Source organism: Pseudarthrobacter sp. 10T415, assembly GCF_056394175.1.
The window spans coordinates 341,878-365,756 of record NZ_JBFTHJ010000003.1 but is presented as its reverse complement, the minus strand read 5'-3'; the positions used below and the strand labels follow the sequence as shown (position 1 = coordinate 365,756).

Annotated in this window: 23 protein-coding genes; 10 read left to right on the top strand and 13 right to left on the bottom strand. The window is 66.8% G+C overall.

Annotation, left to right across the window (positions count from 1 at the left end; genetic code table 11):
• Positions 1-262 precede the first annotated feature (262 nt).
• The 3 genes from AC1DBN_RS07310 to AC1DBN_RS07300 are packed head-to-tail and all read right to left on the bottom strand — an operon-like array spanning position 263 to position 3,468.
• Entirely contained in the window at positions 263-1,363 is a 1,101-nt protein-coding gene (locus AC1DBN_RS07310; RefSeq protein ID WP_477722898.1) for a polyprenyl synthetase family protein, read from the bottom strand.
• Positions 1,360-2,691 carry a geranylgeranyl reductase family protein gene (locus tag AC1DBN_RS07305; RefSeq protein WP_477722897.1) on the bottom strand — a complete coding sequence of 444 codons (1,332 nt, stop codon included), beginning with the start codon at positions 2,689-2,691 and terminating at the stop codon, positions 1,360-1,362. The genes AC1DBN_RS07310 and AC1DBN_RS07305 overlap by 4 nt, the downstream gene beginning before the upstream one ends.
• Before the next feature lie 3 nt (positions 2,692-2,694).
• A complete protein-coding gene (locus AC1DBN_RS07300) occupies positions 2,695-3,468 on the bottom strand; it encodes a demethylmenaquinone methyltransferase (protein ID WP_231994318.1) in 774 nt (257 codons plus the stop codon).
• Between the two features lie 123 nt (positions 3,469-3,591).
• Here AC1DBN_RS07300 and AC1DBN_RS07295 point away from each other — a divergent pair, with 123 nt between their 5' ends.
• The 6 genes from AC1DBN_RS07295 (at position 3,592) to AC1DBN_RS07270 (ending at position 10,047) form a co-directional block, all read left to right on the top strand.
• Positions 3,592-5,040 (top strand): isochorismate synthase, encoded by a 1,449-nt coding sequence (locus tag AC1DBN_RS07295; protein WP_477722896.1) that lies wholly within the window; start codon positions 3,592-3,594, stop codon positions 5,038-5,040.
• 168 nt (positions 5,041-5,208) lie between these two features.
• Positions 5,209-6,009, top strand: coding sequence for an ABC transporter substrate-binding protein (locus AC1DBN_RS07290; RefSeq protein ID WP_091722289.1), 801 nt, complete (start codon positions 5,209-5,211; stop codon positions 6,007-6,009).
• A gap of 116 nt (positions 6,010-6,125) precedes the next feature.
• Positions 6,126-6,917: an amino acid ABC transporter permease gene (locus AC1DBN_RS07285; protein WP_091722292.1), complete on the top strand. Its 792-nt coding sequence runs from the start codon at positions 6,126-6,128 to the stop codon at positions 6,915-6,917.
• A gap of 11 nt (positions 6,918-6,928) precedes the next feature.
• Positions 6,929-7,717: an amino acid ABC transporter ATP-binding protein gene (locus AC1DBN_RS07280; protein ID WP_091722293.1), complete on the top strand. Its 789-nt coding sequence runs from the start codon at positions 6,929-6,931 to the stop codon at positions 7,715-7,717.
• Between the two features lie 261 nt (positions 7,718-7,978).
• Entirely contained in the window at positions 7,979-9,190 is a 1,212-nt protein-coding gene (locus AC1DBN_RS07275; protein ID WP_314214157.1) for an aminotransferase class I/II-fold pyridoxal phosphate-dependent enzyme, read from the top strand.
• A gap of 29 nt (positions 9,191-9,219) precedes the next feature.
• Positions 9,220-10,047: a VOC family protein gene (locus AC1DBN_RS07270; RefSeq protein WP_477722895.1), complete on the top strand. Its 828-nt coding sequence runs from the start codon at positions 9,220-9,222 to the stop codon at positions 10,045-10,047.
• Positions 10,048-10,064: 17 nt separating this feature from the next.
• On the opposite strand, the gene menD is transcribed toward AC1DBN_RS07270, so the two are convergent.
• The 4 genes from menD to AC1DBN_RS07250 form a co-directional block, all read right to left on the bottom strand.
• Positions 10,065-11,903, bottom strand: a complete 1,839-nt coding sequence (gene menD / locus AC1DBN_RS07265) for a 2-succinyl-5-enolpyruvyl-6-hydroxy-3-cyclohexene-1-carboxylic-acid synthase (protein ID WP_390896667.1) — start codon at positions 11,901-11,903, stop codon at positions 10,065-10,067.
• A 171-nt stretch (positions 11,904-12,074) separates the two neighbouring features.
• On the bottom strand, positions 12,075-14,156 hold the full coding sequence (locus AC1DBN_RS07260) for a PhoX family protein (protein WP_091722298.1): 2,082 nt from the start codon (positions 14,154-14,156) through the stop codon (positions 12,075-12,077).
• Positions 14,157-14,384: 228 nt separating this feature from the next.
• Positions 14,385-15,386 (bottom strand): o-succinylbenzoate synthase, encoded by a 1,002-nt coding sequence (locus AC1DBN_RS07255; RefSeq protein ID WP_091722301.1) that lies wholly within the window; start codon positions 15,384-15,386, stop codon positions 14,385-14,387.
• Between the two features lie 63 nt (positions 15,387-15,449).
• Entirely contained in the window at positions 15,450-16,466 is a 1,017-nt protein-coding gene (locus AC1DBN_RS07250; RefSeq protein WP_091722304.1) for a magnesium and cobalt transport protein CorA, read from the bottom strand.
• Positions 16,467-16,591: 125 nt separating this feature from the next.
• Here AC1DBN_RS07250 and AC1DBN_RS07245 point away from each other — a divergent pair, with 125 nt between their 5' ends.
• From AC1DBN_RS07245 to AC1DBN_RS07230, 4 genes are all read left to right on the top strand, one after another.
• Positions 16,592-16,933: an ArsR/SmtB family transcription factor gene (locus AC1DBN_RS07245; protein ID WP_091722306.1), complete on the top strand. Its 342-nt coding sequence runs from the start codon at positions 16,592-16,594 to the stop codon at positions 16,931-16,933.
• A 12-nt stretch (positions 16,934-16,945) separates the two neighbouring features.
• Positions 16,946-17,455: an SRPBCC family protein gene (locus AC1DBN_RS07240; protein WP_091722309.1), complete on the top strand. Its 510-nt coding sequence runs from the start codon at positions 16,946-16,948 to the stop codon at positions 17,453-17,455.
• 47 nt (positions 17,456-17,502) lie between these two features.
• On the top strand, positions 17,503-18,690 hold the full coding sequence (locus AC1DBN_RS07235) for an MFS transporter (RefSeq protein WP_314214164.1): 1,188 nt from the start codon (positions 17,503-17,505) through the stop codon (positions 18,688-18,690).
• A gap of 68 nt (positions 18,691-18,758) precedes the next feature.
• The gene (locus tag AC1DBN_RS07230; RefSeq protein ID WP_091722311.1) at positions 18,759-19,649 is read left to right on the top strand and encodes a phosphatase PAP2 family protein; all 891 of its coding nucleotides are present in this window, start codon (positions 18,759-18,761) and stop codon (positions 19,647-19,649) included.
• A 22-nt stretch (positions 19,650-19,671) separates the two neighbouring features.
• Here the strand turns inward: AC1DBN_RS07230 and AC1DBN_RS07225 are convergent, their stop codons facing one another.
• From AC1DBN_RS07225 to AC1DBN_RS07200, 6 genes are all read right to left on the bottom strand, one after another.
• A complete protein-coding gene (locus tag AC1DBN_RS07225; RefSeq protein ID WP_314214167.1) occupies positions 19,672-20,022 on the bottom strand; it encodes a hypothetical protein in 351 nt (116 codons plus the stop codon).
• A 562-nt stretch (positions 20,023-20,584) separates the two neighbouring features.
• Positions 20,585-21,034: a hypothetical protein gene (locus tag AC1DBN_RS07220; protein WP_314214169.1), complete on the bottom strand. Its 450-nt coding sequence runs from the start codon at positions 21,032-21,034 to the stop codon at positions 20,585-20,587.
• 33 nt (positions 21,035-21,067) lie between these two features.
• Complete coding sequence (locus AC1DBN_RS07215) at positions 21,068-21,721, bottom strand: signal peptidase I (RefSeq protein ID WP_314214171.1); 654 nt, start codon at positions 21,719-21,721, stop codon at positions 21,068-21,070.
• Complete coding sequence (locus AC1DBN_RS07210; protein WP_314214173.1) at positions 21,711-22,316, bottom strand: hypothetical protein; 606 nt, start codon at positions 22,314-22,316, stop codon at positions 21,711-21,713. Before AC1DBN_RS07210 ends, AC1DBN_RS07215 begins: the two co-directional genes overlap by 11 nt.
• A 71-nt stretch (positions 22,317-22,387) precedes the next feature.
• A complete protein-coding gene (locus tag AC1DBN_RS07205; protein ID WP_314214174.1) occupies positions 22,388-22,933 on the bottom strand; it encodes an alternate-type signal peptide domain-containing protein in 546 nt (181 codons plus the stop codon).
• A 174-nt stretch (positions 22,934-23,107) separates the two neighbouring features.
• The gene (locus AC1DBN_RS07200; RefSeq protein ID WP_314214176.1) at positions 23,108-23,824 is read right to left on the bottom strand and encodes an esterase/lipase family protein; all 717 of its coding nucleotides are present in this window, start codon (positions 23,822-23,824) and stop codon (positions 23,108-23,110) included.
• Positions 23,825-23,879 lie beyond the last annotated feature (55 nt).

Sequence of the window (23,879 nt, the reverse complement as noted above, 5' to 3'; positions counted from 1 at the left end):
ACCTTATGACACTCTCAGTAAATTAAGACTTGCATTCTGTGACAGATGTGTCATAAGCTGTTCACGGATCCGCTAAACGCCTCCGGCGGATCTGATGCGAACGGAGAGATAGCCCCGGTTCACAGCAGCTTCGGTTGCTGGGCACCGGGGCTATCCCGTTAAAAGCACCCTGCAGCAGGCCGGCAAGGTCCGCCAGCGCAGAAGGTCACAAAAGCAGAAGCCCGGCACCGTTGATTGGCACCGGGCTTCGACGCACAACACATCAGCTGGCGCGGTCCACCACGGCAACAGCGAAGTTGGACAGCGAATCCTTGACGACACCCTCAGGCAGGGGCGCCAGGGCAGCAATGGCCTCATCGGCCCACCGGCGGGCAACAACCCACGATTCTGCAGTAACGGGGTGCTCGCGCAGACCCGCTACCGCTGCGGCTAGTGCCTCGTCGGAGGACAGGTCCCCGTCAATCCGGGTCAGGAGGTCGACGGCGGACTGGTCGCCGTCAGCAGCAGCCTTACGCAGGAGCAGCACCGGCAGGGTGGGAACGCCTTCGCGGAGGTCGGTTCCCGGGGACTTGCCGGACTTCACCTTGACGCCGGTGACATCGATGACGTCGTCGGCGAGCTGGAAAGCCACGCCCACCTTCTCGCCGTATTCCACCAGAACGTCCTCGTAGGCCTCGTCGGCGCCGGAGAAGATGGCACCGAACTGGCCGGAGGCGGCCACCAGGGAACCGGTCTTGTCAGCGATGACGGACAGGTAGTGCTCCACCGGGTCTTCGTCCGGCCGCGGTCCAACCGTCTCGTGCAGCTGGCCCAGGCACAGCCGTTCAAAGGTCCGGGCCTGGATGCCCAGCGCACGGCCGCCGAGCTCCGACACCAGGATGGAGGCGCGGGCGAAGATCAGGTCGCCGGTAAGGACGGCCACCGAGTTGCCCCACACCTCGTGGGCCGTGGGGGCGCCACGGCGGAAGGGCGCGGAGTCCATGACGTCGTCGTGGTAGAGGGTGGCGAGGTGCGTCAGTTCAACCACGACGGCGGCCTGCACCACGGCGGGCAGCGATGCGTCCCCGAGGTGGGCGCAGAGCAGGGTCAGCAGCGGCCGGATGCGCTTGCCGCCGGCTTCCACCAGGTGGCGCGACGTCGCGTCAGCCAGCGGATCCGAGTTGGCGATGGCTTCGCGCAGTTTCTTTTCCACGCGGGCCAGGTTGTTGGTGATGGCCGGGCCCAGCTCGGGATCCCCGGCGATGGCGGCGAAGCCCGCCGGCAGCTGGAGGCCGGTGGCAATGGCGGTGGTGTTAAGACTGGGTTCGGAGTCCGGCAGGCCGTGCCCGGCATGCGTCCAGCTGTGGTCTGCGGAGTTGGTCACGGGTTAACCCTAACTTTTTGTTGCGGATACCGCTGATTCGTCGCCGGAGAGGCATTGGATGTGGCCGGCACCAGGGATTCGAGGACACGGATCATCCGGTCTTCGATGCCCTTGGCGGACGGATCGGTCAGGTTGGCCAGCAGCCGCACCACGAACCGCATCAGCACCGGGATGGGCATGCCAGTCCGCAGCGCCAGCTTCATGACGGCGGGTTTGCCGATCAGCGTGGCAAACGCCCGGCCCAGGGTGAAGTGCGAACCCCACTGGACCCGCACGTAGTCCGCGTACCGCGAAAGGTGCGCATCGGCGTCGTACGTGGCGCCCGAAGAAGCCGAGCGTGAGGAGGCGTCGATGATGAACTCAGCGGCGAAGCGTGCCGACTCCATGGCATAGGAGATGCCTTCGCCGTTGAACGGGGACACCATTCCGCCGGAGTCACCGAGCAGCAGCAGCCCGGGTGAGTAGTGCGGGGTGCGGTTGAAGCCCATTGGCAGGGCAGCACCGCGGATTTCGCCCACCTGGTTTTCCGGCGTGAAGCCCCATTCGGAGGGCATGCCGGCGGTCCATTCGCGCAGGACCTGCTTGTAATCGAGCTTGCCGAAGTCCTTGGAAGAGTTCAGGATGCCCAGGCCCACGTTGGAGGTGCCGTCGCCCACGCCGAACACCCAGCCGTAGCCAGGCAGCAGCTTTCCGTCGCGGCCGGGGAGCTCCAGCCAGCCTTCCATCCAGTCATCGTCCGTGCGGGGCGAGGTGAAGTAGGTCCTGACGGCGACGCCCAGCGGACGGTCGTCGCGCTTCTGGATGCCGAGCGAGACCGCTGTGCGGGTGGAGTTTCCGTCCGCGGCAAGAACGACGTCGGCACTGAACTCGCGCGTCTCGCCCGTCTTGCGTCCGGACTCGTCCAGGAGCGCTGCGCGGACACCGGTAACCCGGCCGTCGTCGTCCCTCAGTGCTTCGGTGACGCTGTGCCGCTCAAGGATGGTGGCGCCGGCGGACTCGGCATGCCGCGCCAGTTCCTCGTCGAAGCCCAGCCGCGTACGGATGAGACCGTACTGCGGGAAGTCTGAAACTTCCGGCCAGGGAAGTTCGATGGTGCGGCCGCCCGCGATCAGGCGCAGTCCCTTGTTCCGGCGCCAGCCTTCGCCCTCCGGATGCGGCAGGCCGAGCTTCTGGATTTCGCGGACCGCCCGCGGGGTTAGCCCGTCACCGCAGACCTTCTCGCGCGGAAAGCTGGTCTTCTCCAGAACCGTGACGGAGAGGCCGGCCTTGGCCAGGTAATACGCGGCGGTGGATCCGGCCGGACCCGCGCCGACAATCAGTACCTCCACTGGTCAGCGGGCGATGTTGCGGCGCAGCTTGGCCACCGGGCCCTTGTGCGCGGCGATCGCGGCGGCTGCGCTGTCCGGGGCGCCAGCCGGCTTGAACGCGCGGTGGACCGCCACGATGCCGCCGGTGAGGTTGCGGTAGTTGACGTTTTCCCAGCCTTCGTCCTGCAGCCACGCGGCCAGGTGGTCCTGGTCCGGCCACGCGCGAATGGACTCGGCGAGGTAGACGTAGGCGTCCGGGTTGGAGGCAACCTTGACGGCGATGGCTGGCAGGGCACGCATCAGGTATTCCGTGTACATGGTGCGCCAGAGCGGAACAACAGGCTGCGAGAACTCGGCAATGACCAGCCGGCCGCCGGGCTTGGTGACCCGAAGCATCTCCGCGAGGGCCTTCTTGGGTTCGTTGACGTTGCGCAGGCCGAAGGAAATGGTGGTGGCGTCAAAGGTGTTGTCCGCGAAGGGCAGGTTGGTGGCGTCCCCGGCAATGAAGTCGATGTCGGGGCGGCGGCGCTTGCCGACCTTAAGCATCCCGAGGGAGAAGTCACACGCCACAACGTCTATGCCTGCATCGGCATATGGCTCGCTGGATGTGCCGGTTCCCGCGGCGAGATCCAGGACCCGCTGGCCCTTGGAGACTTCCATCGCATCAACCACGATTTTCCGCCAGCGGCGGGTCTGCCCCATGGACAGGACATCGTTGACGACGTCGTATTTCGGTGCGACGTCGTCAAACATCGTGGCTACTTCGTCCGGACGCTTATCCAAGGATGCTCGGTTCACCATGACATTGTCTCAAATGTTCCGGCGGGTCCGGACCATGCCTCAAGGTTTCCCCAACTGCCCGTCGGGCACCGGAAGTTACTCGGCAGGGTAAGCATTTTTAAGTACTAGTGTTGACTCATCATGACGAGCAAGATCGGCACCGGACTCCTGAAAAGCCTGACAGTCCCCCTGGATGGAAAAGAATTTTCCGGGGGGCTTCCTGCGTTTCTGGTGCGGGACGATGTCCTTTGCTGGACCCGGCGCGAGGCCGGCCTGGCGGGTTTCGGCGAGATCGCACGTTTCACCTCGACCGGCCCCGAGCGCTTCCTCGAGGCAGATATCTGGTGGCGCCACCTGGTCCTCGAAGCCCGTGTCACCGATTCCGTGGAACTCCCCGGCACCGGGCCCGTTGCTTTCGGATCCTTCGCCTTCTCCAAAACCTCCGCCCACGAATCCCGGCTCATCGTCCCGGAAATCGTGGTGGGCGTGCGGGATAACACGGCGTGGCTCACCCAGTTGACGTTCGACGACGGCCCGCTCACCGAAGCGGGCGCCCTCGCCGCGCTGGAGCGCTGGCTCGGCGGGAAGCCCGTCAGCGCGGATGCGCCGGCGGGACGGACGTCGGCAGCAGCTGCGCCGGCAGGAATCACGACGGCGGCAGCGGACTCAGCCGGGGATGCCCGCCCGGGTGCGGTTCCCGCGAAGGAGGGCGCCGCCGTCGTACGTCCCCTCCCCCTGGCCGCGGGAGCAACACTGCACACCGGCTCGCTCAGCGAAGAAGCGTGGATGGACGCCGTGGCAGCCGGCGTGGAGGAAATCCGGACGGGTGCCCTGGAGAAGCTGGTGCTGGCACGCGACGTGGTGGCCACGATTCCCGGCGGCGTCAATGCCTCCCAGGTGCTGCGCGAGTTGGCCGCCCGCTACCGCGAATGCTGGACGTACGGGGTAGACGGACTGGTGGGCGCCACTCCGGAGATGCTGATCCAGGTGGAGGGGCGGACCGCCCAGGCGCGAGTGCTGGCCGGGACCCTAGACCGCCGGGACGCCCATGGCGAGGACGGCCTGCCCATGGACTACGCCACCCGGGTATTGGCAGGCTCCGAGAAGCAGCGGCATGAGCACGAGATCGCCATCCAGTCGCTGACCTCCCAGCTGGCCCCGTTCTCCGAGGCGATGAACGCCCATGACGAACCGTTCATCCTTGAATTGCCCAACGTCTGGCACCTGGCCTCGGACGTCAAGGCCGAACTCGCCGAGGTGGAAGGCCATGTTCCCACCTGCCTGGCCCTCATCAACGCCCTGCACCCCACCGCCGCTGTCTGCGGAACCCCCACCCAGGTGGCCGGCGCCCTGATTCGCAAGCTGGAGCACCTGGACCGTGGACCGTACGCCGGGCCGGTGGGCTGGCTGGACGCCGCGGGCAACGGCGAGTGGGGCATCGCGCTGCGCGGCGCAGTGATCGAATCCCCGGACACCGTGCGCCTGTATGCCGGCTGCGGCATCGTGGACGGGTCGCAGCCGGAGGCGGAACTGGCCGAGACGTGGGCCAAGTTCAGGCCGATGCTGGAATCGCTCGGCATCCGCAGTTAGCCCAAACGTCCGGTATCCGAGACAGCAAGGCTTCGCCTAGGCTTGAAAGTGCGGGTAATTTAGTTATCCAATAGTGAAACTAAGTTTCCTGTGATGCACATCTCACATTCGGCGCTACACTATGAACCGATTTAGTACCGCATACCCCTGCAACAAAAGGTAAGAAACATGCAGCTCAAGTCCCTGGCCACGGCCAAATTGACCGCCAAGGCAGCAGCACTCTTCGCCGTCGGTGCCCTCACGCTCACGGCGTGCGGCGGCAGCTCCACCCCCGCAGCATCCGAGGGCGGCATCCAGCTCATCAACGCAGGCAAGCTCACCGTCTGCTCCGACGTCCCCTACGAGCCCTTCGAATTCCAGAAGGATGGCAAGACGGTTGGCTTCGACATCGACATCGCCAACGAGGTGGCCAAGGACCTGAAGGCCGAGCTGAACATCGTGGACAGCTCCTTCGAGGCCATCGAGACCGGCACCGCGCTGACCGGCTGCGACGTCTCCATCTCGTCTGTGTCCATCACGGACACCCGCAAGCAGGTCATGGACTTCTCCAACCCCTACATGGATGACGACCTGACCCTCGTTGCGAAGGAAGGCTCCGGCGTGGAGAACATCGACTCCGCCAAGGGCAAGAAGGTGGGCGTGCAGCAGGCCACCACCGGCGCCAAGTACGCCCAGGAAAAGGGCATCGAGGCACAGCAGTTCGAGGACTCCGGCCTCCTGGTCCAGGCCCTCGAAGCCGGCACCATCGACGCCGCCCTGGGCAACCAGTCCGTGCTCGGCTACGCCATCAAGGACAACACCCAGTTCACCCGCGTTGAGGACTACGCCACCGGCGAGAAGCTCGGCATTGCCATCAAGAAGGGCAACACCGCGATGCTGGACCAGGTCAACGGCACGCTCAAGCGCCTCACCGACGACGGCAGCCTGGCGAAATTCAAGACCACCTGGTTCGGCGAAACCGCCAAGTAGCCACCGCTTGGGGCCACCCCGGGCCCCGGTGAGCAGAGTTTAGGCAATGAGGCCCCGGCTGGCACGCACGGCAGCCGTCCGGGGCCTCAGCCACGCACAACGAATGTGAGCACCCAATGGCAATGACCGCACGCCAGCGAGCCAGAGTAAGCCTGTATGTCCAGGCCGGAATCTTTGTGGTGGCCATCGCCGCACTGGTCCTGGCCACGGACTGGAAGACCATGGCCACCAACGTCTTCAACTTCGGCAAGATCGGGCCGATGTTCCCGGACATCTTCCTGGTGGGCCTGAAGAACACCCTGATCTACACGTTCCTCGGCTTCGTGGTGGGGCTCAGCGGCGGCCTGCTGCTGGCCCTGATGAAACTGTCCAGCTTCCCGCTGTACCGCTGGATCGCCACCGGCTACATCGAATTCTTCCGCGGCATCCCGGCCCTGTTGGTCTTCATCGCCTTCGGCTACGGCGTCCCCCTGGCCTTCGGCGTCCAGTGGAACGTGACCATCATCGTGATGATCTCGCTGGGCATCGTCGCATCGGCGTACATCGCCGAAACCCTCCGCGCCGGCCTGCAGGCAGTGCCCAAGGGCCAGCTGGAAGCAGCCCGTTCCCTGGGCATGCCGCAGTGGCGGGCCATGGTCACCATCGTCATTCCGCAGGCCTTCAAGATCGTTCTTCCGCCGCTGACCAACGAGGTCATCCTCCTCACCAAGGACTCATCGCTGATCTACGTCCTGGGCCTGACAGCTTCGCAGTACGAACTCACCAAGTTCGGCCGCGACGGCATCTCCAGCCTGGGCGCCGGCCTCACGCCGCTCCTGGTGGCCGGTGCCTTCTACCTGGTGGTCACCATCCCCCTGAGCCTCCTGGCCCGGAAGTTCGAAAGCCGCTCCGCGCGGACCAAGCGATAGGCAGGGAAGCCATGAACGACGTCGTACATTCCACCACCGTGCACGCAGCCGGCGTGGACATCTCAGACCTCCGCAAGTCCTACGGTTCCAATGAGGTCCTCAAGGGCATCAGCCTGAACGTGAAGCCCGGCGAGGTGGTGTGCCTGATCGGTCCCTCCGGTTCCGGCAAGTCCACCCTGCTGCGCTGCGTCAACCTGCTGGAACAGCCCAACCAGGGCAGCATCCAGGTGGGCGGCTTCGAGGCCACCGATCCCGACGTGGACATCGATAAGATGCGCCGCAAGGTGGGCATGGTGTTCCAGCAGTTCAACCTGTTCCCGCACCTGAACGCCCTGCGCAACTGCTCCATCGCGCAGACCAAGGTTCTCAAGCGGTCCCAGGCCGAAGCGGACAAGGTCTCGCTGCACAACCTGGAGCGCGTGGGCCTGGGGCACCTGGCCGACCGCTTCCCGGACCAGCTCTCCGGCGGCCAGCAGCAGCGCGTGGCCATCGCCCGCGCCCTGAGCATGAACCCCGAGCTGATGCTCTTTGACGAGCCCACCTCAGCCCTGGACCCGGAGACCGTTGGCGATGTCCTCTCGGTCATGCGGAACCTGGCCAAGGAAGGCATGACCATGCTGGTGGTCACCCACGAGATGGCCTTCGCCCGCGAGGTGGCTGACCGCGTGGTCTTCATGGACGGCGGTGTTGTGGTGGAGGAAGGCGTGGCCGAGCAGGTCATCGGCTCCCCCGCCCAGCCGCGCACCAAGGAGTTCCTGCGCCGCGTGCTGGACCCCACCCACATCAACATCGAGGACTAGGCCGGGCCCTTCTTCGGCTTTCAACGATCCCTGGCGCTGCGGACATCCCCGCAGCGCCAGGGATTTCGTGCGTTATGGGCACCTTTGCGCGTAGAGGACACAGGGCCGCGGACGACGGCGGGACCTGGCGTGGGCAGTCACGCCAGCCTTTACACGGTGGCAGGCGGAGCCGAGAATGGGTCCCACCACAGCCCCCGCCCCGCAGCGCCCTGCCCGAGCCGTCTGCGATCCGGTCCCGGGTCACCAGAGGAGCGCCGATCCATGAACGATGCAACCGCCCCGCAGGCAGCCTCGTGGGTCTCCGCCCGGGCGGCCCGGCTGGCATCGATCCCGTCCTTCCTGCGGGTTGACGAATACATCCGGGAGTTTGGCGCACGGAGGGACGGGGTGGCGGGAGGCTGCGATTTCACGTTCGGCAATCCCCACCAGATGCCCGCCAGCCGCTACGTCACTGCGCTGCAGGATGCCCTGGTCCCGCAGCATGACCAGTGGTTCGCGTACCAGGCCAACGGCCGCGCCGCCTGTGAGGCCGCCGCGGAGTCGCTCCAGGTGTTACTGGACGTGCCCTTCCGCCCGGAGGACATCTACCTCACCACCGGCGGTTTTGCTGCGATTGCGCTGGCGCTGAAGACCGTTGCCGATCCCGGCGACGAGGTGGTTTACAGCCTGCCGCCGTGGTTCCTGTACGAGCCGCTCATCCTTGAGGCGGGCCTGATACCCGTGAAGGTCACGGTGGACACCACCACGTTCGATCTGGACCTGGATGCTATCGATTCAGCCATCACCGGCCGGACCCGCTGCGTCATCGTCAACACGCCCAACAACCCCACCGGCCGCATTTATCCGCCCGAACTGCTGACCCGGCTCGCGCAGTTACTGGAGACGGCATCGGCACGGATCGGCCGGCGGATCTATCTCATTTCGGACGAGCCCTACAACCGGATCGTGTTCGACGGCATCCGCTTTCACAGTCCCGTGGAGTTCTACCCCTACACGCTGTTGGCCTATTCCTACGGCAAAACCCACCTGTCCCCCGGCCAGCGGGTTGGTTATCTTGCCCTGCCGCCCGGAATGCCGCACCGGGACGACCTGCGTCCGGCCATCTCCGGCCTGCAGGTGGCCATGGGCTGGATCTACCCGAACGCACTGCTGCAGCATGCGCTGCCGGAACTCGAAAAGTTCTCCATCGACGTCGCGCAGCTGCAGCGGCGCCGGGACCGCCTGGTCAACGCGCTCGGCGGCATGGGCTACCGAGTGCACCCGCCGGAAGGCACCTTCTATCTGTACGTCACCTCACCCATCCCGGACGACGAAGCGTTCACCGCGCGGCTCGCCGCCCGGGACGTCTTTGTCCTCCCGGGTGCGCTGTTCGAGACCCCTGGCTTCTTCCGGATTTCCCTCACGGCCAACGAGGACATGATTGAGCGCAGCCTGCCGGTCTTCGAAACTGCCCTGAAAGAAAACCCTGCATGACAACTGTCCCCAACGCACAGGAGTGAAGCATGAATCCCAGGACCTACCCCGCCGGCGTCCCCTGCTGGATCGACACCACCCAGCCCGATGTTGACGCCGCAGCGGCCTTCTACTCGGGGCTGTTCGGCTGGACATTCGAGGACGTCATGCCTCCCGGCGCCCCCGGCCGGTACCTGATCGCGAAGCTCGACGGCCAGGATGTTGCAGGTCTGGGAAGCGGCGGCGGCGCGGAAGCCTCCTGGAGCACGTATATTGCCGTTGACGACGCCGATGCCGCCGTCCAACGGCTTGTTGCGGGAGGTGCCACCCTTCTTTCCGCGCCGGAGGACGCCGGCGAGGGCGGCAGGGACGCGGCCCTCGCCGATCCGCAGGGGGCCGGTTTCCACGTCTGGCAGGCCAGGCGGAGGCCGGGTGTGCAGGTGGCGAACATGCCGGGATCCTGGAACTTCAGCGACCTCCATACATCGGACCCGGGCCCGGCCATCAGCTTCTACCAGGAGGCCTTCGGCTGGGAGGTGGACGATCTCGGTTTCGGCATGCTGGTCCGGCGCCCCGGCTACGGAGACCATCTGGAAGCCACGGTTGACCCGGACATCAGGGCGCGGCAGTCCGAGATAGCCTCACCCATGGGGTTTGAGGACGCGATTGCCTGGATCGTCACCACCGGTCCGGACAGGCCGCCGCACTGGCACGTCACGTTCACCGTCGCGGACCGGGACCAGACCGCCTCCGATGCCGAGCGGCTGGGCGCCGAGGTGCTGCAGCGGGACGAATCAGACTGGACACGCGAGGCACTCATCCGGGATCCGCAGGGAGCTATCTTCTCCGCCAGCCAGTTCACTCCCCCGGGTGGCTGACTGCGCGGGCTTCCCGCCTACTGGCCCGCCAGCACGCCTGTCACGGCGGCAGACACCGCATCCTTGATCCGCCCGTGGAGCTGCCGCAGGGCGCTGCGGTCGGTGCGGACCTCCACGATGCTGCGCCCCTGGACGGGCCGGCCAAGCGCTTCGGCGAGTCCCGCCGTCGTGGTCACCTGTGAATGGCCGACGCCGAAAGCCGCGGCGAGTGCCGCAATGTCGGCTGAGTGCGGGGTGGCGAAGAGGCGTTCGACGGCGTCTCCGTAGCGGCCGCCGTCGCGCACGGCACCGTGCTCCAGCAGGTCGAAAATCGCTCCGCCCGCATCGTTGAGGACCACGATCCGCAGGTCGGGCACCTCCTCGCCCGTGCCGAGGAGCAAGCCGCCGGCGTCGTGCAGGAACGTGACGTCGCCCAGCAGGACGGTGGTTTCCTGGCGGCCGCCCAGAGCCAGCCCGGTGGCGGTGGAGATGGTGCCGTCGATGCCCGCCAGACCTCGGTTCGCGTACACGGTGGCGGCGGGGTCCGGGGCGGGGAGGGCCGCGAGGTCGGCGTCGCGGATGCCGTTGGAGGAGCCCAGAAGCAGCTGGCCGCGGGTGTGCTTCCACACCAGTGACGCCACGGACGGGCCCGTGGCGGCTGCCTCCGCGGCCACCACCTGGTCCACGGCGTGCTGGGCTGCCGAGCCCGCCAGAAGCCAGGTGTCCAGCCACTGCGATGATCCCCTGCCCGCAAAATCGGCGAGATCGGCCAGGTCCGCCAGCGGCAGTTCGGTGCGGCGGCCGGGCTCGTACCAAGCTACTGGTACCGGCTGGTACAGCGCAGACTGGACGTCGGGACGGGCCAGCAGGGCGGCCACCGGCCGGGAAAGTGTGGGCCTGCCGAACAGCACTACCCGCTCCACGGGCTGCGCTCCACTGGGGCCGAAGTGCTCCAGCAGCAGCCGGTAGGGGCCCACGGCGTTCGGACCGAACCGGGCATTCGAGGACGGCTCGGCGAGCAGCGGCAGGTTGTGGGCGCGGGCAAACGCTTCGGCGACCGGGCCGGCGTCGTGCCCTGCCAGCACTACGGTGCGGCGCTCCGGCAGGTTTTCGGAGGCAGGGGGCAGCTCCATGACCAGCGGCTCGGCACCGATCCGGAAGCGCCGGCGTGTTGCTGCCGCGGGAAGCCCTTCCCCGTGAGCCGGCACCAGCGGGTCCCGGAAGGCGAGGTTGAGCTGGACCGGGCCCGGCGGAATGCCATCGAACGCACCGGTCGCGGCGGACAGCGCCGTGCTGACGGCCCGTTCGGGGCTGGCACCTGCGGGAACGTCAACGGCGAACCGGACGTGGTCGCCGAACAGGTCCGGCTGGATGGTGGTCTGGTTCGCCCCGGTGCCGCGGAGCTCGTCCGGCCGGTCCGCGGAGAGGACAACCAGCGGGACGGCGGCGTGGTTGGCTTCCATCACCGCCGGCATCAGGTTTCCGACGGCGGTCCCGGACGTAGTCAGCACGGCAGCGGGCGAACCGGTGGCCAGGGCGAGTCCTAGGGCCGTGAAGCCCGCGGCCCGCTCGTCGATCCGGACCAGCAGCTCTACCCGGCCCGCTGCCGACGCCTCAGCCAGGGCGTAGGCCATCGGTGCCGACCGCGATCCCGGGCAGACCACCACATGCTGCACACCGCCGTCGAGCAGGATCCCGACGACGATGCGCGCCGCGGCAATGGCGCTCAGCGCGGGCGCGTCCCCGGCTTCGGCTGGAGCGTCGAAGGTGGCGGCGTCGTGCCCGTCGGAAGTAGCGGCGTCGTGGGAGGGAGAACTGGCGGCGGCGTGCCCGTCGGAAGTGGCGGCGTCGTGGGCGGGATCGTTCTGCGAAGTCACCAACCCAGTCTGCCACCCTCCAACGCCCGCTCACTTCCGGTCGCTTAAATCGAAACGCCCGCTCACTTCCGGTCGCTTAAACCAAAACGCCCGCTCACTGGCCCCAGACGCCTGGAAGTCCGGTGAGCGGGCGTTTGCCCCGAAGGCGCCACAAGTGAGCGCGCGTCGGGGTTAGCCGCGGAACACCTGGATCACTGCCGGGCGCGGGGCACGCACCTGTCCGGCGGCCGGCTTTGCACCCGCACCAACGTAGTCCGGGAAGTACGAGTGCGGCGCTTCGAAGGTGCCTTCCTCGCCCGGGTGTTGGACTGCGACGAACACGGTCCGCTCCTCGTCGTGGATGATGGGGCCGCAGGTCTCTGCGTCGCGCGGGACGGCCAGGAACTGTTCCACCTTGCCACGCTCCGCGCCGTCCAGGGTGACCTTGAACAGGCCGTCGTTGTAGCCAATACCGGAGGGGGCGCCGTCAGTGGAGATCCAGAGGTTGCCCACCGAGTCGAAGGCAACGTTGTCCGGGCATGAGATGGGCGAAACCTTGTCCACCGGGTAGCCGGAGAAGTAGGTGACGTCGCCCTGGGCCGGATCGCCGCAGACCATCAGCAGGTTCCAGCCGAAGCTGGTGGACGTCTGGTCGCCAGTCTCGGTAATTTCCACGATGTGGCCGTCGCGGTTCTGGGTGCGGGGGTTGACCTCCGTGGCACCTTCCTTACCGGCCTTGCCGCGGTCGGAGTTGTTGGTGCAGACCACGTAGACCTTGCCGGTGTGCAGGCTCGGCTGGACGTCCTCGCAGCGGTCCATCTTGGTGGGGCCGCCCTTGGCGTTGGCCGCCTTATCAGCGGCGATGCGGGTATGAACCAGGACCTCTTCGACGGACATGCCGGCGATGGCTGACTTGCCGTCAACCACCAGGGGCAGCCATTCGCCGATTCCGTCGAACGCACCGTCGGAGGGGACCGCGCCGGTACCGGTGATCTCCGCGGCGGGCGAGTTGCCGGTGAACTGGGCCACGAAGAGGTTGCCCTCGGACAGCAGGCCCATGTTGTTCTTGCGGTCGCCTTCGATGTACTTGCCCTTGGAAACGAACTTGTACAGGTAGTCGAACCGCTCGTCGTCGCCCATGTAAGCCACCACGTGGCCTGATTTGGCGACAATCACGTTGGCGCCTTCGTGCTTGAAGCGGCCCATAGCGGAGTGCTTCTTCGGAGTAGAGGTGGGGTCGAAAGGATCGACCTCGACGATCCAGCCGAACCGGTTGGCCTCGTTTTCGTAGCCGGCGTTGCGGGTGTCGAAGCGGGGGTCGTCAAGTTCCCACTTGCGGGAGGTGGCGTTGGCGGTCAGGCCGTAGCGCTTGTCGCTGGCCGAGGTGCCACCGGCCACGAAGTAGCCGTTGAAGTTCTCCTCGCCGGAGAGGATGGTTCCCCAGGGAGTGGTGCCGCCGGAGCAGTTGCCGAACGTGCCCTTGATAGCCTTGCCGCTGGGGTCGGCGACCGTCTTCACCAGGGCCGAGCCGGCAACCGGGCCGGTCAGTTCATAGGTGGTGTCGTCGAGGAAGCGGCGGTTAAGGGGTGCGCCCTTGACGTAGGACCACGGCTTGGTGGTGTTCTTGCGCTCGAGTTCGACGACGGCCAGGCCATGGGCGGCGCGGCCGATGGCCCGGGTTTCCTTGGCGTCGTAGCCGGCGGGAACCATGATGTTCTCGTTCGTGTACTCGTGGTTGGTGAACAGGACTGCGCGGCGGCCCTTGGTGTTGGGGATTTCCAGGATGTCCGTGTAGTCGTTGTTGTAACCGAACTGGCGGGCCTGGGCGGCGGCGGTCTGCTTGTTGATGTCGAAGTCCGGCGAGTCGCTGAACAGCGGGTCACCCCAGCGAATGACCGGCTGCCAGGTGAAACCGTCCGGGACGGTGACCGCATCGACGGCGGCGTCCACCGGCTTGATGGCGGTGAACTTGAGCTTCGACTTGCCGAAGCCTTCCTTGGCGGCCTTTGACAGGCCGGCGGCGGAGGCCGGTTCAGCCGATGTGACGGCGGAGCCGAGCGCCACGGCGAGGGCACCGGCAGCACCAAGGCCGAGTGCGGCGCGACGGGACATCGTGGCCGAGGCGACATCGCGGAAGTAGCTGTTGGAGCTGGTGTTGCAGGTTTCGCCCGCACACGCGTTGTCGCACTTCAGGGCACAGGTGACCGGGCTGCGCTTGCCCTTGGTATGGCCGAGCATGGGCAGCAGGTTAAATTTGCGGGCAGTTTCAGACATGGGGAACCTTCCAAGGAATCTCTCTGGGGTGCCCGATCACCCTTCCAGCCGGTTCCGACGCGGAGCCATCCAGCAGGTGAAGTTGAGGTTAACCGCCCATGACCTGCAGAAACGTCAGGAGTTTGCACACGGGTTTGCGGGAAAGCCGCCACAAAAGAGCGCGCGTCACAGGGAGAGCCGCCACAAAAGAGCGCGCGTTACAGGGAAGGGACCGGAGGGCGGGCGGGCTTACCCGGCCAGGAGGGCGTGGACGCGGCGGAGCCGTGCCAGCCACCAATCCCGGCGTTCGGGCGCTGCCGCGAACTGCTCCAGCAGCCCGGGATCGACGGCGGCTTCGCGGAGGGTGATGGCGCCGTCGTCGGCCGTCAACGGATCCCGGGTGATGTCGGATTCGAACAGGGATACCGTCCCCAGCCCGCACGCATACGGCAGGTCGGGGAGCGCCGCGGCAAGGGCCAGCCCGGCACGGATCCCCACGGAGGTGTCCAGCGCGGAGCTGACGACGGCGGGCAGCCCGGCCTGCGCCACGATGTCCAGCGCACGCCGCACTCCCCCGAGCGGCGCCACCTTAACCACGATCAGGTCGGCCGCGCCGGCCCGTGCCACTTTCAGGGGATCGTCCTCCTTGCGGACACTTTCATCGGCGGCCACCAGCACCGGCGTTCCCGCAGCCCGCAGCCGCGAACGCACCTCGGCCAGGCCCTCGATGTCGGGGACGGGCTGCTCGGCGTATTCGAGGCCGACGGCGGACAGCCGGGTCAGCGCCCTGACCGCGGCGGGCACGTCCCACCCGCCATTGGCGTCAACCCGGATGGCTGCATCCGGAAAGGCGGCCCGGACGGCTTCCACCCGGGCGGCGTCGTCATCCAGGGTTTGGCCGCGCTCCGCCACCTTGACCTTGACGGCATCCACCCTGCCGAAACGTGCCAGGACCTCCGGCACCCTGGAGGCTTCCACGGCAGGCACCGTGGCGTTGACGGGTATGGCCGTGCGCAGCGGCTGGGGAAACCCCTGCCAGGCGGCCTCGATGGCGGCGGCCAGCCACCGCGAAGCCTCGGCATCGCCATACTCCGGGAACGGGCAGAATTCGCCCCAACCGGCAGGGCCCTGGATCAGCAGCGATTCCCGGTCCATGATCCCGCGGAACTTCACCCGCATGGGCAGGCTGACAACGTGTGCCCCTGCCAGCAGTTCGTCCAGTGGGGGGATCTGTGCGTCGGGGGCAGGCATGGGATTCACTGTACCGGCGGGCCGCGCGGCCGCCGCGGCAGCAGAAGGCCAATGTGGAGAAACCTAGATCCACTTGTTGTGCTTGAAGGTGACGTACAGCCCCAATCCCATAGCCAGCATCAGGCCGATGGCATAGGGGTAGCCGTAGGTCCAGGTCAGCTCGGGCATCGCAGTGAAGTTCATGCCGTAAATGGACGCCACGAGGGTGGGGGCGAACAGGATGGCGGCCCAGGACGAGATGCGCTTGACCTGTTCGTTCTGCTCAAAGCTGGATTCGGTCATCCGCTGCATCTCCTCGTTCTGCCGCTGCGCCACCAGGGCCGCGTTGACCGCGAGCGCGTTCTGGAGCAGTGCCCGGAAGGACGCCACGCGTTCGTTGAGCCGCAGGACGTGGTCCAGCACATCGCGGAGGTGGTCCTGGAGGTCGGCATCAGCGGGGCGTTCCGGGGTTCCGGCCATCAGGGCCTGCAGGATCCCGGCCAGCGGGCTGGTGGCGCGCTGGAACGTGATGACCTGCCGGGAGAGTTCGTAGATGCGCCGGGAGACCTCGGGGTCGGCGCCGAAGAGGTCGTCCTCGATTTCGTCGATGTCGTTTTCCAGGCCGGCGGCCACGGGCTCGTACTCGTCCACCACCTGGTCCAGGATCCCGTACAGGACAGCCTCGGGGCCGAGGGCCAGGAACTCCGGCATCGATTCCATGCGCCGCCGGACCTTGGCCAGGTCCGGTGACTCTGCGTGCCGGACGGTCACCACGTACTCGTCACCGGCAAAGACGTGGATCTCGCCGAAGTCCACCTTCTCCACGTCATCGCGGTACCGGGCCGGCCGCAGCACCAGGAACAGGCATTCGCCGTAGTGTTCCAGCTTGGCCCGCTGGTGGCCTGCGAGGGCGTCCTCGACGGCGAGCGGGTTCAGGTCGAATTCCTCCCCTACCGATTGCAGTTCCTCGGCGTCCGGGCGGTACAGGCCGATCCAGGCCATTCCCTCGCGCTGCCTCAGCGCAAAGTAGGTTTCGTCCAGGCTTTCCGGGTCCGCTGTCCGCATCCCGTTCACGTAGACGGCATTGTCGACGATCGTCACGGCTTTGCCTCCTTCAGGAGCCACCGCGGGGCCCGCACCGGACCCCTTGCACGAAGGGTAGACCTTCGGGACCGGCACGCCAACAGCCCTTTCTTTACATATCCATATGGGTATACGATGAGGCCATGGCACGGGCAGCGACAACCGCAGATGCGTTCAACGCCGTGGCCGAGCCCCGCCGTCGGGAAATCCTGGACGTCCTGGCCGGCGGCGAGCGGACCGTCAGCGAACTGGTGGAACTGCTGGAGCTGGCGCAACCGCACGTATCCCGGCACCTGCGGGTCTTGCGGGAAGTGGGCGCCGTGGAAGTCCGCGACGCCGGGCGGCAACGGGTCTACCGGCTCCAGCCGCAGGCGCTGAAGCCCATCCACGACTGGGTCTCCGGCTACGCGGACCTTTGGGCGGACCGCTTCGACCTCCTCGACGGCGTACTGGAAGACATCCGGGATCAGGAAAGCGGACACTAAGGAGCAGGACAAATGGCACAGGCAGGCAGCAGGACCATGGACGTGACCTTCCCCAGCGACGAGGAAATCCTCATCACCCGGACGGTGGACGCCCCACCGCACCTCGTCTTCAAGGCCTGGACCACACCGGAGCTCGTCCGGCGCTGGTGGCCGGGACGGCGCGGCGAGATGACAGTGGCGGAGATGGACTTCCGGGTGGGCGGGAAATGGCGGTACGCCATGCTGGCGCACGGCGAAGCGGAGGTGGCCTTCCACGGCACCTACCGCGAGATCGAGCCGGACCGGCGGATCGTGCACACGGAAGTGATGGAGTTCCCGGGCATGGCACAGGACGGCGAAGAGGGCGCGGTGGTCAACACGGTCACCTTCGAACCGGCCGACGACGGCGCCGCCACCAGGGTCAGCATCCGCACCCATGCGGGCAGCAGGGAAGTCCGGGACATGATTGCGCAGTCCGGCATGGAAGGCGGCGTCCGCGAACAGTTCGAGATCATCGGGGAAATCGTGGCCGACCTCGCCTGACACGGGGATGCGCGCCAGGAGATCCAACAGTTGTTACAGTCCATCGTGTGACTGAGTCCGGAACCCCTTCCCGCCACCGGGTAGCCACCCGCACCGCCACGGCCCCGCTGTACGCCGCAGGGTTTGTGACGGCCTTCGGTGCCCACAGCATCGCGGCCGGCCTGGGCGCGCAAAGCGGGAACATCGGCCTGACGCTGCTGAACCTCGGCATCCTGCTGGCCCTGTACGACGTCGCCGAGGTCTTCCTCAAACCCGTGTTCGGCGCCCTCAGCGACCGGGTGGGGCCCAAACCGGTCATCGTGGGCGGGCTCCTGGCCTTCGCCGCCCTGTCGCTCATCGGGCTGTGGGCAGCGGACCCGCTCATGCTCGCCCTGGCCCGGCTGGGACAGGGCGCCGCCGCCTCAGCCTTCTCGCCGGCGTCGTCCGCCATGGTGGCGAGGCTCGCCCGCGGTGGAAAGGCGGGCGCCTACTTTGGCAAATACGGCTCCTGGAAGAGCCTTGGCTACATCATCGGTCCGCTGCTGGGCGCCGGGCTGATCCTGGCCGGCGGCTTCGCCCTGCTGTTCGGCGCCCTGGCCGTGCTGGCAGCGGCCACTGCCGTGTGGGTGCTGGCAGCGGTACCGCACCTCGAGCCGCTCCCCCGCCAGCGCTACACGGTCATGGACCTGGCCCGGCAGGTGGGCGAGCGCAGGTTCTGGGTTCCCACGCTGGTCCTCGCCGCCTCCACCGGCGCGCTCGGGGCGGCCATCGGCTTCCTTCCCGCACTGGCTACCCGACACGGCATGGACGCCTTCGCCGGTACCGCCGCCGTCAGCGTCCTGGCGCTCGGCTCGGTACTGACCCAGCCGTGGATGGGCAGGCTGCGGGACCAGGGCCGGGTCACGGACAACAGGGGCACGACGGCGGGGCTCCTCCTGATTGCCGCCGGCGTCGCACTGCTGGCGGCCGCCCCCGCGGCGGTCACCATCTTCGTCGCGGCGGCGGCGATCGGAGTGGGCATCGGCGCCGCCACTCCCCTGGGCTTCGCGCACCTCGCGGACAGCACCCCGCCGGAACGGATGGGCCGCACCATGGGATCCGCCGAGCTCGGCAGGGAACTCGGCGACGCCGGCGGACCGCTCCTGGTGGGCGGCGTGGCTACTCTGACGGCCCTGCCGTTCGGACTGGGCGCCCTTGCGCTGGTGGTGGCAGCGGCCAGCATTCCCCGGCTGCCCCCAACCAGCCCGCCCGAGTAGCGAACACCGACGGCGCGCCCAGCACACGCGGAGAGGCCTCCCAGCTTTCTATGACACCCTTAACGGCGATGACTTCCTCACGGCAAACGCACCCCAGGACGCCTGCCCGGCCCGCACCGGGCTCGGGTTTCCTGTTCGTGCTGGCCACCCTGGCCTGCGTTGCCGGGCTCGTGGCCACGTACTACTACTTCGTGCAAACCACCACGGGGCAGTTCATCGATGAGTCCGCACTGGTGGAAGCGGTGGACATCCACGGCCCGGCCGGCAAGGCAACCACCCGGTTCCTGGACCTGCTGCCCACCATCTCCCTGGTGATGGCCGCCGTCGTGATCCTGTTCGTCACCGTGATCAGGAAGCACTGGACCGAAGCCGGGATCGCCGTGGCGGCCTGCATCGGCGCGAACGTGGCCACGCAGGTGCTTAAGGACCTGCTCCCGGCCCGGCCGGACAAGGGTGTGGTGACCCTGGAGCTGAACTCGCTGCCGTCCGGCCACACCACCCTGGCGGCCTCGGCTGCGGCGGCCGTGTTCCTGATGGCCTCGCCCCGTTGGCGGCCCATGGCAGGGTTCGTGGGCGGCACGTTCGCCATCGCCTCCGGGGTGTCCACCCTGATCAACCAGTGGCACCGCCCGGCCGATGTTGTGGCCGCGTTCCTGCTGGTGGGGGCATTCATGATTCCGGCCGGGTGGCTGATCCTGCGGCGCGGAACCTGGATCGCGTGGGAGGGCTTCAACCGGCACATCGGCTCGGCCAGGATCTGGCTGGTACTTCCCGTGCTGCTGGGCCTTGCCTCCGCGGCCGTTGCGGCCTATTCGCTGATCCGGATTGCGCCGAGCCCCTGGCAGGAAACCAGCACCACCAACTACTTCTGGGCCGGGATCTCGCTGATCGTGATCGCCGGCTACCTGGCCACCGTGGCCACCACATCGCTGTTCGCCTTCGCGGCGCGGCGCCGCTGACGCCCGGCCCGCTGCCGCTCCCCTACTCCTCGTCAAGGTGCGGCGGGATGCCCAAGCCGGACTGCCCGCCGTCGGGCTCCTCATCCATGGCCGCCGCGAGCTCAATCGAATCCAGGTACCGGGCCGCGGGCCGGCCGGTGGCCAGCGCGAGTTCCTCGAGGGACGCCAGGTGTTGCCGAGCAAGCTCAATGGCCACCCGTTCAAGGATGTCCGGGCCGTTCCTCATCACCAGATCGCCCAGGAACACCTGCATCCGTCCGGGAGGCTTCCCGCCGCTTTCGAGGTCCGCGGCCGCCAACCGGGTCAGGGCGGCAGCGGCCAGGGCAGGCTTGTCACTGAAAAGTTCCACCAGCACCATCCCTTCCGTGATCACGGGGAAACCACGGACCCTTCGCTCCCAAAATATCCCGGCCCACGCAGGACGGTAGGGCCTTCCTGCCCTTGGTGAGACGCTTTTGGGCGCGGAATGGTTCAAATCATGACGCGAAGTTGAGTGTTCCTTGCGGCAGATCCGGCCGTACCTTGATCCGGCTACCGGATAGTAGCTCTTACCGGGTTGCTGGGACCCGGCATCGCGGCTCCTGCTGGAGACGCCCCAATTCTCCTGGCGGCGTCTTGAAGTGGGCGCCGCCAGGAACCCACTTCCCAGTCATCATGAGCCGTTCCCGCCCGGGCAGCGGCTCTTCGCTTTTAACGGCTTGTTGCCCCGCCGGCGCCTTGCCTTGGGTGAACCGCAGGGCAATCCAGGGAATCCGGCCGGCCACGCCCGGCGTGTCACGGCCCTGGGATCCTCGGGCGCGCCCTGGGGTTCCCTGCTACCGGCGGATCTTCCAGCCCTTAAACCAAACCAGCTCGGCAGAAGCTGGCGCCGCCCTCGGGGGGGGTGGTGGCGGCGCCTGCTTCCGCCGAGCTGGCGAACTTTTGGTGGCCAATTCCTAAGAACAGGTGACCTCGCTGTTGCCGTTTCCCTTGCGGATAGACCGGAGGACCGAGGCCGACGAATTGTCCTTGTAGGTGACGGTCACTTCGATGTCGATCAGCCCAGTGCTCTGGCTGCTCACGAGGGGGTGCCCTGTGGTGAGAGTGATCTTGCCGCTCGTGTTGGGCGCCGTAATCTGCCAATCCGAATAGCTTGCCGAGGAGTTGACCGCAGAGACAGAGAGCGTCGCCGGCAGCTGATTCGACGAGAGGGTGGTACTCGGCGCCACCGTTAGTTCCACGGATTTCTTCGACGGGTCGGCACACGACAATGTGAACGCGGGCCCAGCCCAGGAACCAGCAGCTGCGACAGTCATGGCGGCTGTCGCGCTTTGCTGCCACAGGGCCGACGCCGCAGTTCCACCGATCCCCAGAATGACTGTCAGCACGAAGGCACCGACGGCCACCGCGGCTCCTGGCAGGTTCCGGAACGTGCGCATCTAGGCCACGGCTCCGGCCGGGTCCTTGCTGCCGCGGGGCTTGCGGACTGATTTGTAGACCGTGATGGCGCCGTAGCCGATGAGGCCGACGGCGGCCAGGACGGTCCAGGTGTCCCGGTCCGCGTTGCCCAGGGCGTTTGCCACGAAGCCCACGTACGGAACTGCGTAGAACAGCTTGCCCTTGACCTGGATGGCCCGGACGGGCTCAGGATCGTTGGCGCCGTTGTTGTCACCCTTGGTGATCAGAGTTTTCTCGCCCGACTGGGTGGACCCGAAACCGACAATCCGGTGCGTGTCCACGTCCGGCCGGCCGGAATACATCTGGAAGGTGATGACGTCGCCGTACTTCAGTTCGTCGAACGCCACTGGCTTCATCACCATGAAGGTGCCCGGCGGGAACTTCTGCACCATGGACTTGGTCAGGATGGTGTAGGACTGCGAGCCGGTTGCCACCGGAATCACGATCAGGACCACGGCCGCGAACAGCGCCACGAGCATGGCGGACATGCTCAGGATGCGTCCGACGGCGGCCCACGCCCCGGTGCCCTTGCGGCGGCTTTCGTCAGCGGCCGACGGCGACGGCTTGGCGGAGCGAAACTTCTTGCGCGATGCGCGGGCCGGGAAGGCCGGCCCGGCGGTCAGGTCAGCAGCCACCGGACACCCCGCACTGACGGGCGGTGAGCGGAAGGGTGATGTTCACTGCTTGTCCTTTCACGGATGCGGGGGCCGCCGAGCTGAGGCTGGCCTGGAAACAAAAGATGGTGAAACCGTTCTTAGCCACAGTGGGCGACGCGAGCCCGCCGGTGCCGATCGCCGTAAACCCGGTGCCGTTGCTGCATTCTGCGGTGGAGGTGGCCAGCTTCGCGGTAACACTGATGTAGCTGGCCAGGGTCCCGCCGCTGACATTGGCAATGGTTGGCTGGCCCGCTGTGATGACGGTGTTGAACTGGCCACCGGCGTTGGTGTTGTTGGTGACCTGCACCCCGCCGTAAACCGGGGTTCCCGGCCCCAGCGTGCCTGCCGGAGACAGCGTCAGGGTTGCTGCCGTTCCGTTGGCCAGCGTCATGTTGGTGGTTTGGCCTGTGTTGACGGTAGTCATTGCCATATCGAACGAAGCCGCACTGACGGTCCCGGGAGCTGCTGACGTGGTCGCGTTCCAGAGAGCGTAGCTGCCCTGTACGGTGAGGAGGCCCAGGAGCACTGCTGCGGCGACCAGGGCCGCCGCCTGCAGTGAGCGCTTGATGCGCATCGTGGTCTCCTCCTGGTCGGTTTCCTTATTCTGCTGGCCGGGCGGCCCAAGGGCCACCCGGCCGCGTCAGGTTAGGAAAGACCAGTCTGGGTCAGCTGGGTCAGCGTGTAGCTCACATTGCCGAGGTCGTAGTTCTTGGCAACATCGCTGCGGCCGGTCGTGGTGCTCTTGAATTCGAAAACAGTCGATGCCGTGACGGTCTGCGTGGCGCTCCCGTTGACAGGCTTCAGAACGGTGCTCGACGTGACATCACCTGCGGTGTTGGTGAGCTTCAACGGGGAGATGGCGACGTTGTCAGCGGTGAAGGTGTTGGCCGGAACGTTCGCGAGCACCACGTTGGCGGCCATCTTGTCGCCAGTCAGTGCCACCGTCAGGGTCTGGGTGTAGGTGAGCTTGTCACCCGGAACCACCTTGTAGGAGTTGACGTTGATAGTTGCGCCGGTGCGGTCGGTCCAGACGCCGGCGGCAGCTGTGACGTTCAGGTCGCCGGCGACGATGGTGCCGGGAGCCGCGGTTGCCTCGGCGTTCCAGTTGGCCAGCGATCCGCCGCCGCCCAGCAACAGTGCTGCGCCTACGGCGATGGCTGCGGATCCCTTGATCAGAGTGCTGTTCTTCATGATGTGTCCCCTCAGACTTTGCTTACTTTGGTGGAAGTTGTCTTGCTGGGAACAACAATGCACAGCCAAACTCAGGAACTAAGGGGGCAAAGGGACAAAGAATGCTCAAGTTATTTGAAAGTTAAACCACGGCCTGAACAGGGCTTTTACCCACCTGCAGGCCGCACAGCCGGCTTACAGCGCGGAGCCCGCGGCCGGGAGGGCCAGCTGCTCCGCAATGATCCGGGCGGTCTCCGGGTCGCCCAGGATCCGGAAGTGCCCGGCCGTAGGCAGCGCGATATTGGTGGCGCCCGGCAGGACGCTCCCCTCGGGGATGTGTGGATCGAACGGGCCGTAGATGGAGGTGATCCTGCTGTTGATGGTTTCTTCGCGGGCCAGCTCCAGGGTCAGGGCGTTCCGTGGCGAGAACATCCGCAGGCTCGGCAGCAGCATGTACCTGGCGTAGCTGGAGCCGGAAAAGGGGGTGCACACCGTGATCATTTTGCTGATCCGGTGCTCCGGGTCCATCATCAGCATCGCGTACTTGCCAATCAGCCCGCCTTTGCTGTGCGCCACGATGGCGGCATCACGCAGCCCTGCCTCCTCGATGTGCTGGGCCACCAGCCGGGCCGCCGCCGGAATCTCGAGCTTGTTCCGCTGCAGGACAGTGACCACGTGGACGGGGTGGCCGGCGTCGTGGATCCGCTGGATCAGGGGCAGCATGAACTGCCAGTTTTCGTACACCCCGGGGATGATCACCACGGGGTTCCGTGTGCCCTGGTGGAAGGACCCGGGCTGCACCCGGGACAGCACGCCCTCCACCTGGCACATGGCCGCGTACACATAGTCCTGCACCCACCACAGCGCTTTCTGCAGTGGACTGGTCCGAACCCGAGTCCCCGTTTCACCCATGTGTCGAGGATAACCGCGGTCCGGCGGGTACCCACCAACGCCGCCGGCCAAACTC

What these genes read in the sequence shown, in the direction of transcription:
- AC1DBN_RS07295 (WP_477722896.1), top strand. Translation starts at nt 3,592, where the DNA reads ATGACGAGCAAGATCGGCACCGGACTCCTGAAAAGCCTGACAGTCCCC.
- AC1DBN_RS07290 (WP_091722289.1), top strand. Translation starts at nt 5,209, where the DNA reads ATGCAGCTCAAGTCCCTGGCCACGGCCAAATTGACCGCCAAGGCAGCA.
- AC1DBN_RS07285 (WP_091722292.1), top strand. Translation starts at nt 6,126, where the DNA reads ATGGCAATGACCGCACGCCAGCGAGCCAGAGTAAGCCTGTATGTCCAG.
- AC1DBN_RS07280 (WP_091722293.1), top strand. Translation starts at nt 6,929, where the DNA reads ATGAACGACGTCGTACATTCCACCACCGTGCACGCAGCCGGCGTGGAC.
- AC1DBN_RS07275 (WP_314214157.1), top strand. Translation starts at nt 7,979, where the DNA reads ATGAACGATGCAACCGCCCCGCAGGCAGCCTCGTGGGTCTCCGCCCGG.
- AC1DBN_RS07270 (WP_477722895.1), top strand. Translation starts at nt 9,220, where the DNA reads ATGAATCCCAGGACCTACCCCGCCGGCGTCCCCTGCTGGATCGACACC.
- AC1DBN_RS07260 (WP_091722298.1), bottom strand. Translation starts at nt 14,156, where the DNA reads ATGTCTGAAACTGCCCGCAAATTTAACCTGCTGCCCATGCTCGGCCAT.
- AC1DBN_RS07255 (WP_091722301.1), bottom strand. Translation starts at nt 15,386, where the DNA reads ATGCCTGCCCCCGACGCACAGATCCCCCCACTGGACGAACTGCTGGCA.
- AC1DBN_RS07245 (WP_091722306.1), top strand. Translation starts at nt 16,592, where the DNA reads ATGGCACGGGCAGCGACAACCGCAGATGCGTTCAACGCCGTGGCCGAG.
- AC1DBN_RS07240 (WP_091722309.1), top strand. Translation starts at nt 16,946, where the DNA reads ATGGCACAGGCAGGCAGCAGGACCATGGACGTGACCTTCCCCAGCGAC.
- AC1DBN_RS07230 (WP_091722311.1), top strand. Translation starts at nt 18,759, where the DNA reads ATGACTTCCTCACGGCAAACGCACCCCAGGACGCCTGCCCGGCCCGCA.
- AC1DBN_RS07210 (WP_314214173.1), bottom strand. Translation starts at nt 22,316, where the DNA reads ATGCGCATCAAGCGCTCACTGCAGGCGGCGGCCCTGGTCGCCGCAGCA.
- AC1DBN_RS07205 (WP_314214174.1), bottom strand. Translation starts at nt 22,933, where the DNA reads ATGAAGAACAGCACTCTGATCAAGGGATCCGCAGCCATCGCCGTAGGC.
- AC1DBN_RS07200 (WP_314214176.1), bottom strand. Translation starts at nt 23,824, where the DNA reads ATGGGTGAAACGGGGACTCGGGTTCGGACCAGTCCACTGCAGAAAGCG.